A 12231-nucleotide genomic window follows, 5' to 3' on the forward strand; every position below is an offset into this window, starting at 1 on the left:
TCGTTCATTTCAAAATAATTTCACCAAACGAAATTACGAATTTTTCACGAAATTTATTTGCAACCAAATGAAATTATTAGTAAAACGTTGCTTCTCGACCGCACCAATATTTTCCCCTTAAACAGTGATATCCCTTGTTTATATAAGGTTATACAGGGGTTTATGGTGGGCGTTTCGTACTGAAATGCACTAAAAACCATTAAAATTGACATGTCACTACGAACGAATTACGAATTTTCCGAGCGGGAGAATTTGAAATGGCGTCTTTTAAAAAGCTGCAAACCGGCAAATGGCAGGCGCAAGTCGCCATGCAAGGTATACGAAAATCAAAGTCATTTGAGAAGCGGGTTGATGCCAAAGACTGGGCCGCGCGCCAAGAGTTCTTGATTCGAGAAGGAGAGGTTTCGGGATCGACCGAGACCATGCGCGATGCGTTGCTGCGCTATGCGCGGGAAGTCTCGCCGTCAAAGCGGGGTGCGAAGTGGGAGCAGCTGCGTCTGGAAAAGATTGCCAGAGGATCCTTGGGGGATGTTGTCCTGCGCGATGTTCAACCGATCGACATTGCGAATTGGCGCGACATGCGATTGAGCGAAGTGGCGGCCGGCACCGTAAATCGGGAAATGACCCTCTTGTCGGGCGTGTTTAGCATTGCGCGAAAGGAATGGGGGATCATCAAAGTTAACCCCATGACGGACGTGCGGAAACCCACCAAGCCCAACCCCAGGGACCGACGGATTTCCGACGAAGAAATTGCGTTGTTGATTGAAAAGGGTGGTGGCGATTTGGGCGTGCAGATCGGTCGGGCGATCCATGCATTTCAATTTGCGATCGAGACCGGCATGCGCGCCGGAGAAATTGTCGGGCTGGTTTGGAATGATGTGAATTTTGAGACGCGCGTTGCCAAGCTGGAGATGACTAAAAACGGCACAGGGCGATCTGTCCCGCTCTCAACTGCCGCTGTGGCGCTTCTGAAGGCGCTACCCACTGCAAAGGCGGGTGAGTCGTGTTTCGCCGTGACCAGCGCCAATCTGGACGTTCTGTTTCGCCGCGTGCGCGATCGGGCAGGGATCAAGAACCTGACGTTTCACGATAGCCGGCACGAGGCCATCACGCGGATGGCGTCCAAGCTCGACGTGTTGAGCCTAGCGCGTGTTGTTGGGCATAAAGACATTCGAATGCTGCAGATCTATTACAACGAAACAGCGGAGCAATTGGCGCAGCGCTTGGGATGATGTCGGCGGAGCTCGGCCATTCGTTGCAGTTGCGGGGCGCAAAGAAAGTTGGGGCAAAAGCGGACACAGTACCTTGGCCGCCGGTTGCGAATTCTAAGCATTTAGCTAGCCAATTCAGCTTCAACTGCTACGATTGTGTAAAGTTATTATTGGGGGAAGTCATTTGGCTCGAAAAAAGGTAGTTTCCATTCCAAACGGATTGGTCGACGCGATGAGAGAGCAGCGAGCAATCCTTTTTCTTGGCTCCGGTGCTTCACTGGGTTCCTCAACATCAGATGGTCGCAAGATGCCAAGCGCGGGTCAATTGTCTGGGGCCATTGCGGACGAATTCCTGAGCTCAAAGTTTAAAAAAATGGATCTGATGCGCGTTGCTGAACTGGCGCTATCTCAAGCTGGGACGAGTGTTTTTTACCAATGGCTAAGAGAGTTCTTCGAGCCTTTCTGCCCAACAGAAGCCCATCGAAAGTTAGGCGAGTTTCGGTGGCGCGCAATTGTTACGACAAACTACGATCTTCTCGTCGAAGACGGCTACAAGGGGAGTTTGGATAGGTTACAGAAACTTGTAACTCGGGTAAAAGATGATGAACCGATTGAGACAATGCTTTCACGCCATTCACATCCACTGGAATTCATCAAACTTCATGGGTGCATAAATCACGTTCATGACAAAGAGATACCACTTGTCTTGACGCCAAGCTCCTACAATGATCATGAAAACAACAGGCAGGATTTGTATGCCCGCTTGGAGAGCTGGGGGCGGGAATACCCAATTGTCTTCTGCGGTCATAGTTTGGATGATTTGCACATCCGGCGACTCGTTGAGAATCCGCGGAGCAAATCAAGACCAATTTTTTATTTGGTGTCTCCTGATATTGAGCCTGAAGAACGTCAAATGTGGTCTGACAAGCGGGTTGAAACCATCAAGGGCACATTTTCGGATTTTATCTCGGGATTAGAAACGGCTTTGCCTCCGCTCATGAGAGTTCCAGCACAGGATGAGTCCGTCAAAGAACGCCCGTATCGCAAGCACTTCAAAGTCCTGGAAAGGGAATCTGATGAAACGCAATATGCGTTCCAGAATGAGGTCACCTTTCTTCATGCAGGTTTCCAAATCGACGATGTTGATCCTGGTAGGTTCTATGCTGGTTATGATCAACGTTGGGGAAATATAGCTCGTGATTTTGATGTGCAACGCAGGGCATCTTTTCAATTGTTGGAGTATATAGTTAGTGAAAATGACGAAGTTGCTCAACTCGGGGTGATCCAAGGCGCAGCTGGATATGGAAAGAGTATTGCGCTTATGCGTGCTGCATGGGAGCTGGCAGTTTCGTTCAATGAATTCGTTATTTGGATGGATGATGATTCAAAACTTCGATCCGACGTCATCCGCGAACTGTTTAATCTTTCAGGAAAGAGAATTTACGTTTTTCTCGACAGGGCCGGCCTAAACAGCACGAAAATCGAAGAGATACTGGCATTGTCTAGTGCCGAGCAGATACCGGTGACAATAATGACGGCGGAACGGAAGAACGAATGGTCGATGTACTGCCAGCGACTGGAAAAGTACCGACCTGAGTTCTTTGAATTGAAGAACCTTTCGGAGAAAGAAGTTGTCGAGCTACTGGCCAAACTAAAGAAGCACAGTTGCGAAGGAATTCTACAAGGCGAACCCGACGACAAAAAGAGGGAAATGATCGTCGAACGCTTGGATCGGCAGCTTCTCGTGGCGCTCTATGAGATTACGAGAGGCAAGTCTTTCGAAGAAATTGTTGGAGACGAGTATTCGGGAGTTTCTCCTGAAAGTGCACAGGCGCTGTATCTCGATATTTGCACGCTGCATCGCTTTGATGTGCCAGTACGAGCTGGCGTGATCTCCAGAATTTCTGGGATTTCTTTTCGGGACTTCGAAACTGAGCTCTTTGAGCCTCTGCAAGACCTTGTATTCACCAAGCAAAACGCGATCACTGGAGATTGGGAGTACCGTTCTCGCCATCCCATAGTTTCTGAGATGGTGTTCAACCAAATCTGCCGTTCTGATGCGGATCGTAGAGATCAGATTTCTCGCGTAATTGACGGGCTAGACACAAGTTATCGTTCGGATGACATTGCACTGTCGCAACTCATTCGGGGGCGGAACCTTGCAGAAACTTTTGAGGATGTAACTCTTGCACGACAAGTCTATGATATTGCGGTTCGTAGAAACCCCTCCAGACCTTATATCTCTCAACAGCGAGCAATCTTTGAATACACCCATACTCGTGGTAGTCTTGATGAAGCGGAAGCCGCTGTGGCTGAGGCTTTATCGCTGGAACCCAGCAATCATTCATTTCGCCATACTGAAGCGCAGATTCTACGTAGAAAAGCCCTTGAGACATCTTCGGAGTTTGCACGCCATTCACTCAGGTCGCAATCCCGTGCCGCTCTTGATAAGATTCCAGATCAGAGCAATGCATATGTTTTGGGCAGCCGTGCTCGATTGAGAGTCGACAGTGCAGCTGATGCCTTGCAGAAGCTTCGTAAAAACCCAAGCGAAGTGTACGAAGACGAATTGGCTGATGCCATAGATCAGGCTGAACGTGCCCTTCACCGCGCATTCAATATGTATCCAGGAGATCCAGATTTTTTGGAAGCCGAGGCTAGGCTAAAAGAAATTCTGGGCGATACCGCGGCCTCTACGGAGCGGTTACAAAGGGCATGGGTAAAGATGCCAAGGGGCTCTGGAGTGGCGAAGCGTTTGGCCAAAAGGTATATTGCAGACAATAAAAATGATCTCGCGCTGAAGGTTCTGGGAGAAGCGTTGGAGCGAGATCCTTCGGAGCGATCTGTTAACTTGCTGATTGCCAATATTTACTTTTCAACCTCGAAGAGTTTGGAAGACGCTAATGCAAATCGTTTCCTTGCACAGTCATTTGTACATGGTGATCGAGAGTACTATGCTCGGTTCATTGCTTCTGCTGTTGCTTTCGCAAGACACGATTTCGACGGCGCTTACCAATTAGCAGATGAGGTCAACGATAGAGCTCCAGGTGATTTCTACCCACAACTCGGTAGGGCGGAACGATGGTTGGAAGAGTTCCTCATGGCGCGGAAAGGTTCGCTTAAAAGTTCTTTTGGATCATATGTCTTCGTTAGCATGCGAGATTGCCCGCGTGATATTTTTGGACCAGCCTCCAAAAGTGAAGACGATCAATGGGATACGTTGAATGTGGGGGCGGACGTCGTGTTTGATGTTGAATACACTCGCAAGGGACCAATAGCTGTGAAGCTGAGAAAAGATACCTAGCGCCCGAATGCCCGGTCTGGGTAAGCTGCGCTACAGCGACTAAACTATCGGTCATGGTCCGATAAGGGCCGGGGTAATCCCCCCATTTTTAGCGGGGCGCGGTCGTAGAACTCACGCGGCCATTTTCAGTTTCATGGCGGGTGTAATGCCGCCGATGCCCATATTCGGGCGATCATTGTTGTAAGTCCATAGCCATTGCGTGGCGAAGTCCTGTGCCTCCTCTATGTTTTCAATAATGTGTTGGTCAAACCATTCGTGCCGGACTGTGCGGTTGTAGCGCTCAATGTAGGCGTTCTGCTGCGGCTTTCCGGGTTGGATGTGCTGGATGGCAAGCATGCGTAATTGGGCAGCCTTTCGCTGCCCCTGCAAAACAAAACCAAGACCCGACAAAAATTGGGCGATGTTTGATGAACGACAACTGCCCTTACAGACTCAGTCGCCAAATATGTTGGCCCTCAACTCTCGATAGGTCGACATGGTAGGAACGAGCAGAGGTGCAAGTGTTTGTTTCGCAAATGCATTTTTGTCATTGCCTACCTGTCTCAATGACAAAATTCGTTTTGCTTCAGTATAAATCTTGCCCGCAGCCTTCTTGAGATCATCTTCCGGAAAGCCTCTCGTTATCACACTTTGCAATTCGGTGGCTTTAGCTTGCAGCAAATCGTCGGTCAGCTCGGGTTTTCCGACTGAATTACACAAAGCGGAAAGCACTTCATCATCATAAAGGTAACATTCGAGATGGCGGCGGCTAAGTATATTGATCCCCTGTGTCTTGTAACCTATAACATCCGTCGGTGAGTGATCGTCAAGATCAATCAAACGTACAACGTTAATTCCCTTTGCTATGTTGGGGAGCTGGGTTGCCAGCCCAATGAAATCGCTTTGAATTTGAATCGAGTTTCCTGCGGATATAAATTTGACGTCCGGCTTTTCCTCACCGAAAATTTTTCCGTAGACATGTGCATCATATTCGCTGTTCTTTCCCGGAACGCCGCCCGTAGGATTGCCCTCACAGATTATGATCTCGGAGGGAGCTACCAGAGCCGAAAGGTCATCAAGCGCGACTTCCAGCACTCGTGTCCAAAATTCTCGGTTGGGTTTTGCCGGTTCTATTGTTTCGATTTGGTCGAAGTTCTTATCCCCGAAGTCTAGGAAGGCTACGGTTGAAGTGTCAGCGTCGTAGATTTCGCGAGCTTTTCGCATCATACCTATCGAATGCGTCGCGATCCATAGCTGTGAGTTGTCTGGAATAAGCGCCAGCAACTCTTCCAAGAGTGCCCCTTGAAGCTTCGAATTCATGTGAAGTTCCGGTTCGTCAATGCAGTAAATTGCGTCAGGATAGCTGGTTCGTTTCACAACGATATCTAGAACTAGATCGAAAGCAGCCTTCTCACCTCCCGAAAGATTTTTGTAGTCGAAATTCTTCGAATTTCCCTTAGAAAAAAGAAAGCTGCCATTGTCCAGAGGGTTGCCCAATCCGACAAATTCCAAGCCCCCAAAAATGCGCTTCAAAGGGGCACTTATTTCGCCTACTAGCCTATCGCGATACTGTGAAATTGTAGTGGCACCGTCTTCTTTGGCGAAGACATCTTCCATAGCCTGAGATGCTAGGCGTTGATAATTATTGGCAACGGTGGCATCCAATTCGATCAAGCGCGTCAAATTTGAACTATCCAGCACATTACCTTGTCGACTGAGCGATCGCGTAACGAATTCTGCATCGTTTCGATATGCGCTGCGTACATACACAGAGCCTCTTACAATATTAGCATTGTCATGGGTGGTTAGGATGACGCTTCTACCCGCAGCAGTAGAAGCCCCCTCTCTTTTTCGATCATAGTATTTGGGATCGTTCTTTGAGCCAATTCCTGTCGTGGCACGGTAACTCGAAAGGAATGCATCAAAGAGCGAAGACTTCCCGCAACCATTGGGCCCAGCAATGACAATCAACTTTGATGTCTGAGGGAGGTTCCGAATTGTCAACTCTTCAAAACGTCTAAATTTCTTAATTTCAACTTGAGAAATGCGCATGCGAAACCCTATATTCGTTGATTTGGAACTCAGCTTGTACATAACCGAAGTTTGCAAGGTGATCTAGCGTTGCCCGCGCCTTGCACTGGCAGTGAGTGTCCGCTTCAGGGAATCTGCAGCGCAGCGTCGGGCAAGCATGCGAACGGCAGCGTTGGGCCGTTTGTGTCATTCAACACAAAGGGCGTATTTTGTTGAAAAACTCCGATATCGGGCGTTCATGTCAAATTTGACAGAATTGTATTCTGGTTCTCTCAAATTCTTCCAATATTTCTTGGCATATCCTCACCAACAAAGAACAGCTTTCTGATTTTTAAAAGTTTGCAGACGCAGCAAAGAGTTTTTCAACAGAATTGGCGGAAACCGGACTTTCGCTGCGGCCTAGACGAACGGCAGCGATGCGCAGGGAAGCTGCCGCACGGCGCGCCGCCCTGGACCGGTCGGGCGACGCAGACAGCGGACCTTCCTCGACATGCATTCCACCGCCCCGCAATCGGCACTTCCGGCCCGAAGCTGACGCCAGTCCATGCCGACAGCAGGCGCTCAGAATCTTCGTCCAGACGTAATAACTCGATCGCCCGCACCGCCGTTCATAGGTACAGGAAGGCAAAGTGCCTCCGGCCCCGCTTGCCGGTTTTCGTGGAGTGTTGGTACTGTATGAATATCCATTCAGCCTTGACTTCAGCCAGCACTCGTGCGGACTATTACACAGTATAACTGTATCCTAAAGCCAAGTGAGAAGGTACGCGCAGGATTAATTTTCTTTAACCAAAGAAGGATAGCATTCATGGCACTTAAACCAGGACCAAAGCCGACAGCAAAATCAACAGGGAAACCGGATCAGCGTCGCCGGGATAACAAAACCACACCAGGAAATACACCGTCCCTCAAGCCTAGCAAATCTAGCAAGCCCCCCCCAAAAAAATGAAAGAGGGCTCTCGTTAATTTGCCCTTCTGACCCAGTAGTCGATCGAACCTGCGCGGAATGCCGCGCAGGCCTATCACTTTAAGTTGGATGACGGCTCTTGGGACGGAAAGGCCGCTTAGGGCCGTTCGTGTCGCTGGCAGCATTTCTTGTATGTTGGACAATAATCTTTTGACGTTCGAGCAACGCTATCACTTCGCCAAAATCACGTCGCGGCGGATTAGCATTTTGCGGCCACCTTTTTCGCGTTCAAATGGGATGGATCCGTTGCGGCATTTGGTTCGGAGGGTGTCGGGTTTTAGTTTTAGGATCTTCGCGGCTTCATCAATGCTGAAGTAGGCTTTGTCGTCGGGCGTTAGGGCGCGGGACAGCATTGTTTTTAGTTCGCGAATGTCAGCAAACAGGGGCGCCGTTGCGCGCTCTACTGCTTCGGTGATTTCGGTTTGCATTGCGCTCATGTGGGGCTGCTGGTTCATGTCGTTGCCTCTGTTGCTGTAGCTAAATATTGGCGCGCAGCCGAAAATTCCGTGAGTGAAGTGGCTGCGCGCGCGGTTGTAAAAGGGCCGAAGGCGGGAGGAGGTACCTTCGGCCGAGGTGGCCGACCCCTTTTCAGGCTTGGATCGGCTGAGGTTGGTTTTGTTTGGCGATCGCGGCCTCTAGGTGGCGCGCGAGGTGGCTGTCTTCTGGGGTGCCAAGGGACTTTAGGGTCTGGCAGTGGGCGTGAACTACGGCGTCGCTGATTGAGGCTGCGTCGCGCAGTGCGTTTCGTGCGGTGTTCAGTTTCTCGGCGGTTTCGACGCGGCGATTGGCGCATTTCATCCAGTCGTGGATGGCCTCAATCGAGGAGGCGCCAAGTCCGGTGATTTCAAAAAGCTGTACCTCGACCAAATGGGCCACGCCGCGCGGCATGACGGGCCATGTGCCGCCTTGCTCCACGACCCAGCTTGCAAAATGGCTGGGGCGCTCTTCTTCGGTGCGCATTTGCAGCGAGCCGAGGCAGGTTTGAATGTGTTCTAGATCGATCATGTGCGCGACGCCGCGTTTTGGGCGCGATAGGCGAGCAGTTCGCCGATGACGTCTGGCAAGTACATCGCGAGCGCGGCTTGATCTTCCAAAGATACGACGCCGAAAACGCGCTCTGGGCCACCTTTGGCGAGGAAGCGAAGGGCGTGGGTTGGGACAAGTTCTTCATTGCTCAGCGCTTTGTCAGGCGTAGCCACTATCGCTTGCGCTGTTGCTCGGGGTAAATCGGCTAGAAACATAAAGACCTCCATCGGGTTGATGAAAGATCACTAATGGACGATTTTTCCACTGTCAAATAAAATTATGGACAAAACATCCATTGCTATGCCGTGTGATATCGGCCAAATCTTGGCGCAATACTATTTTGAAGCAATCATGGGGTAGGGTGATTTGAGTAGCTATGGGTTTGGAGAGCGTGTTTTGTTTTGGGTGTCTAACTTAACAGGCCTGTCTATTGATAAAGTTTACAGCTTCTCGCCGCGTTGTATTGTGGTTAAGGCGTCGGCGAGGTTCTTAGGCAGTTCTGTCAAGCGGCCACGGTAGATGAAGTCCATTGAAATCCCCCACTTTTCGGCAATAATATAAGCCATATCGGCTTTTAGGGGTTTTGTCCCATTTTCAATTTTGGTGTAGCTGGATCGATCAATTCCCACTGAATCGGCGAAATCTGCTTTATTCAAATTGTAGTGATTTCTAAGTGCCGCGAGCCGTTCCCCGACTAGAACCGGATGGAAAGGGTTGTGAGATGTATGGGTGTTTTTGATGTTTTTCATACTTCAATTATTGCCTATGTATGGAAGATATTTCCATGGATGTTTTGTCCACTATTGACTAATGGTAAATTCTTCCACTAATTGTGGCGAATGGATGATTTTTCTACTTTCAGAGAGTTGATTGCATTGTGGCCTTCTCGGGCGGCATTTGCTGAAGACGTGGGTGTATCCTTAGGAAGGGTGCATAAATGGGCTCAAAAAAATAGCATTCCGGCACCGTACTTAAGCATAATTTTGACCACTGGTAAGAATAGGCGTTTTGATATTTCCGCTGATCTTCTTTTGCGGCTGTCTAGTTCGGGTCTCGAAAGGAAAGTTCTCTGCCCCAACCTTGAGGGCATTTCCCAACATTTAAAAAGAAACGAGGTTTCCAGTGGGTGATCCAGTTACGCGCGGGATTTTCGACGGGCTCGTGCGCCGCGCGGGCGGCGTTGATGCCGTTGCGGCGGTTCTTGAGGCCCGCTATGGTACAGGCTCAAAGGGCACGGTTTCCAAAATGTGCAGCGGCATTATCGGCGTCACGGTGGATGCTGCGGTTGCGGTGGAGGATTTCGTCGGCGCATTCCCGATTACCAACCGCATGTTTGAACGCACGGGGCGCGAGGGCGTTAAGCATGGCTGCCTCAAGGAGCTGGCGGCGCAAAGCACGTTGGCGACGGGGCAGGCGCACTCCGCCCTGATCCGCGCGTTTTCGGCAATAAGCGATGATCCCGAACAATTGACCGACAAAGAACGTGCCGAGGTTATCGCGGAAATGCGAGCGGCGCGGCAAATCATCACCAATATAATCGACGCAGCGGAGGCCGCAGGATGAGCCATAAAGCAACCAACTGGCTGTCGGGTATTCCGGCGAATTTGATCGGCGCAAGTGAGTTCCGCATCCTGTTTCACCTCTGTGATTGTCACAACCCATCGAAGGGATGTTTCCCGACGCAGGCCTATTTGCGGGGCTGCACGGGGTCCTCAAACGGCACGGTGAACAACGCTCTCAATGCGCTCGAAGCGAAGGGATTGATCGCCCGCCATCGGGAACGCGAGAAGGGCTCAAAACGGCAAAAACCGACGCGCTATATTTTGGGTTTCGAGATGGAGAAATCGCAAAAGCCGTCTCCAAATACTGGAGATGGAGCCGACTCCAATCTAGGGGGCGACCCGTCTCCAATTTGGCGGCAAAGCCGTCTCCAGCCCACTGGAGAGAAACCTGTAAGTAAACCAGTAAATAACCATGCGCGGACGCGCGAGGCGCAGTTTTTCACCAACTCCGAGCAGTTTGAAGCAAAGCAGGTTTGCGAGTTTGTGAAGGGTGGCGGCAGGCCAAATGCGCAGGCCATACCGAGCCGTGTTTTGGAATGTTTGATCGCTAAGGCGATGTTGTCGGTGGATGAGATGACGCGGGCAGGGCTTGGGAAAAAGTGAGTTCCCTTTTTTTGACGAGCCGACTCCAATTATTGGAGTTGGGTTTGTGGCAAGTGAAGATTGAGCGGAGAGGATTGAGGCGATGAATGCGGAAGAGTTGAAGGCAGGCAAAGAGCGGGTGCGCGACCTTCTGATCGCGCCGTTAATTGAGCTGGGCATGAAGCGCAAACGCGGCGACACGGTTGAGGCGCATGACAAGATGCTCGACAATCTAGCCGCAATTCTGGCCTACATGGATGCGCCCAACCTCAAAGGCCTCAAGAGCGTGATGATCGGCTTGGCGGGTGGCAAGGCGCGGGACCAGTGGCCGTCACAGATCAGCTTTCTCAACAACGCGAAACGGTTTCAGGAACCTGAGGCGAGCGATAGCGAAATGGTCCATAGCCTGATCGGCTCCAAGGCAGGGCAGCGCGCCTATGAGGGCGGCTATCTGGTTGAGTTCTATTCCGATTTGAAGGCGGGCAAGCATGTTCTTGGGTCTTATGCTGAGCGGAATTTGCGTGAGCGCGGGGCCGCGAATAAGCGGCGGTTGGATCGCATTCGGGCGCAGCAGGATCGCGATACCGCGCTGCCGTCGGATCTGAACTGGATGGCGGGTTATGCCGGTTATGAGCGCCGTGCGCTGGCGGTGCTGGAGGCAGAAAATTGCAAAAACGAGGCGGGCGCATGAACATGGCAAAGATCGAGGTAGGTGGCGTGGTGCGGGTTACTCCAGCGGGTGTGGCGCGGGTGGTTTCAAAACGGTTGGTGGAAGCTGAGGCGGCGCGGATTGCGGTGGTGAAGGCGCGCGGTGCGGTACCGCCGCTCTGTGGGCCAGAAATCCCCGCCGCACCCGCACGTGGCCCTGTGTTGCGGTTTGAACCGCTTGAAACCGCCGTGACTAAGGATGGCAACATTCGGGTGGTGCGCTCGGGGTTTGAGGGGCGCAAGGCGTTGCGCGCGGCGGATATCTTTGACGTGATGAATGCCCAGGCAGCACGGCGCAGCCAAGGTGCCAACATGTTCAGCAAACGGCAAATGGATGCCGGGCGGTTCTATCGTGATCTGGTGGAGCGGCACAGCTCAGCAGGGGTCAAATGCTCGTCGCTTGAGGCCATGGGCGGCGGTGGATCGGGCGGCAATTTCATGGATGCTGTGCTGGCGGCAGGCGAGGAAATCCGACGCCAGCAGCGGCTGATTGGCAGTGGTGCGGCGATGGTGGTGCGACGGGTGCGCCCCTCGGCGCGCGGCACGCGGGTGATGATCTATGACCGTGTTCTGGTGGATATGGTCTGCCTGCAGGAAAAAAATCTGAGTGAAGTTCTGACGGCACACGGCTGGTCTCTGGGTGGCAATGTTTCTATTGTTTTCAGAGCGCTGTGCGCCTGTCTTGATCGGATGTCTGGCGCGCAAAAGGGCGGCTCACGGATCCTCTCGTGGGCGGAGGGGCAAAATTTGTGTTGATCTTTATTTAATCCGCGTCCACTTATGTCGATAATATCACCAACTGCGCCCTCCGGAAACGGTCTGGGCGTTTTTGCTTTTGGGCGTCCCGCCTGCTTCTCACATTCT

General features: G+C 51.4%; 11 protein-coding genes and 1 pseudogene. 6 read left to right on the forward strand and 6 right to left on the reverse strand.

From position 1 onward, the window contains the following. Positions 1-257: 257 nt before the first annotated feature. Together AB9F29_RS19440 and AB9F29_RS19445 are read left to right on the forward strand one after the other, a co-directional pair. Positions 258-1232 (forward strand): tyrosine-type recombinase/integrase, encoded by a 975-nt coding sequence (locus tag AB9F29_RS19440; protein WP_369756899.1) that lies wholly within the window; start codon positions 258-260, stop codon positions 1230-1232. 163 nt (positions 1233-1395) lie between these two features. Beyond that, positions 1396-4515 (forward strand): SIR2 family protein, encoded by a 3120-nt coding sequence (locus AB9F29_RS19445; protein ID WP_369756900.1) that lies wholly within the window; start codon positions 1396-1398, stop codon positions 4513-4515. 111 nt (positions 4516-4626) lie between these two features. Here the strand turns inward: AB9F29_RS19445 and AB9F29_RS19450 are convergent. From AB9F29_RS19450 to AB9F29_RS19475, 6 genes and pseudogenes are all read right to left on the reverse strand, one after another. Continuing rightward, positions 4627-4848: pseudogene (locus tag AB9F29_RS19450) on the reverse strand (transposase); the annotation flags it as partial. Between the two features lie 99 nt (positions 4849-4947). Further along, on the reverse strand, positions 4948-6546 hold the full coding sequence (locus AB9F29_RS19455; protein ID WP_369756901.1) for an AAA family ATPase: 1599 nt from the start codon (positions 6544-6546) through the stop codon (positions 4948-4950). Between the two features lie 1113 nt (positions 6547-7659). Next, positions 7660-7926, reverse strand: coding sequence for a helix-turn-helix domain-containing protein (locus tag AB9F29_RS19460; protein WP_369756902.1), 267 nt, complete (start codon positions 7924-7926; stop codon positions 7660-7662). 151 nt (positions 7927-8077) lie between these two features. Beyond that, a complete protein-coding gene (locus AB9F29_RS19465; protein WP_369756903.1) occupies positions 8078-8494 on the reverse strand; it encodes a hypothetical protein in 417 nt (138 codons plus the stop codon). Then, positions 8491-8730, reverse strand: a complete 240-nt coding sequence (locus AB9F29_RS19470) for a hypothetical protein (RefSeq protein WP_369756904.1) — start codon at positions 8728-8730, stop codon at positions 8491-8493. Before AB9F29_RS19470 ends, AB9F29_RS19465 begins: the two co-directional genes overlap by 4 nt. Before the next feature lie 225 nt (positions 8731-8955). Continuing rightward, positions 8956-9264, reverse strand: coding sequence for a helix-turn-helix domain-containing protein (locus tag AB9F29_RS19475; RefSeq protein ID WP_369756905.1), 309 nt, complete (start codon positions 9262-9264; stop codon positions 8956-8958). A gap of 373 nt (positions 9265-9637) precedes the next feature. On the opposite strand from AB9F29_RS19475, the gene AB9F29_RS19480 reads away from it, so the two are divergent. The 4 genes from AB9F29_RS19480 (at position 9638) to AB9F29_RS19495 (ending at position 12123) form a co-directional block, all read left to right on the forward strand. After that, positions 9638-10078 carry a hypothetical protein gene (locus AB9F29_RS19480; RefSeq protein WP_369756906.1) on the forward strand — a complete coding sequence of 147 codons (441 nt, stop codon included), beginning with the start codon at positions 9638-9640 and terminating at the stop codon, positions 10076-10078. Beyond that, positions 10075-10680: a helix-turn-helix domain-containing protein gene (locus AB9F29_RS19485; RefSeq protein ID WP_369756907.1), complete on the forward strand. Its 606-nt coding sequence runs from the start codon at positions 10075-10077 to the stop codon at positions 10678-10680. The genes AB9F29_RS19480 and AB9F29_RS19485 overlap by 4 nt, the downstream gene beginning before the upstream one ends. Before the next feature lie 82 nt (positions 10681-10762). Then, a complete protein-coding gene (locus tag AB9F29_RS19490) occupies positions 10763-11350 on the forward strand; it encodes a hypothetical protein (RefSeq protein WP_369756908.1) in 588 nt (195 codons plus the stop codon). Between the two features lie 2 nt (positions 11351-11352). Further along, positions 11353-12123, forward strand: a complete 771-nt coding sequence (locus AB9F29_RS19495) for a hypothetical protein (protein WP_369756909.1) — start codon at positions 11353-11355, stop codon at positions 12121-12123. Positions 12124-12231 lie beyond the last annotated feature (108 nt).

This window comes from Falsihalocynthiibacter sp. S25ZX9 (assembly GCF_041205405.1).
Taxonomy (GTDB): Bacteria; Pseudomonadota; Alphaproteobacteria; order Rhodobacterales; family Rhodobacteraceae; genus Falsihalocynthiibacter; species Falsihalocynthiibacter arcticus.

Bases quoted from the DNA above. Each gene is read 5' to 3' on its own strand.
- AB9F29_RS19440 (WP_369756899.1), top strand. From the start codon at position 258: ATGGCGTCTTTTAAAAAGCTGCAAACCGGCAAATGGCAGGCGCAAGTC.
- AB9F29_RS19455 (WP_369756901.1), bottom strand. From the start codon at position 6,546: ATGCGCATTTCTCAAGTTGAAATTAAGAAATTTAGACGTTTTGAAGAG.
- AB9F29_RS19460 (WP_369756902.1), bottom strand. From the start codon at position 7,926: ATGAGCGCAATGCAAACCGAAATCACCGAAGCAGTAGAGCGCGCAACG.
- AB9F29_RS19465 (WP_369756903.1), bottom strand. From the start codon at position 8,494: ATGATCGATCTAGAACACATTCAAACCTGCCTCGGCTCGCTGCAAATG.
- AB9F29_RS19470 (WP_369756904.1), bottom strand. From the start codon at position 8,730: ATGTTTCTAGCCGATTTACCCCGAGCAACAGCGCAAGCGATAGTGGCT.
- AB9F29_RS19475 (WP_369756905.1), bottom strand. From the start codon at position 9,264: ATGAAAAACATCAAAAACACCCATACATCTCACAACCCTTTCCATCCG.
- AB9F29_RS19485 (WP_369756907.1), top strand. From the start codon at position 10,075: ATGAGCCATAAAGCAACCAACTGGCTGTCGGGTATTCCGGCGAATTTG.
- AB9F29_RS19490 (WP_369756908.1), top strand. From the start codon at position 10,763: ATGAATGCGGAAGAGTTGAAGGCAGGCAAAGAGCGGGTGCGCGACCTT.
- AB9F29_RS19495 (WP_369756909.1), top strand. From the start codon at position 11,353: ATGGCAAAGATCGAGGTAGGTGGCGTGGTGCGGGTTACTCCAGCGGGT.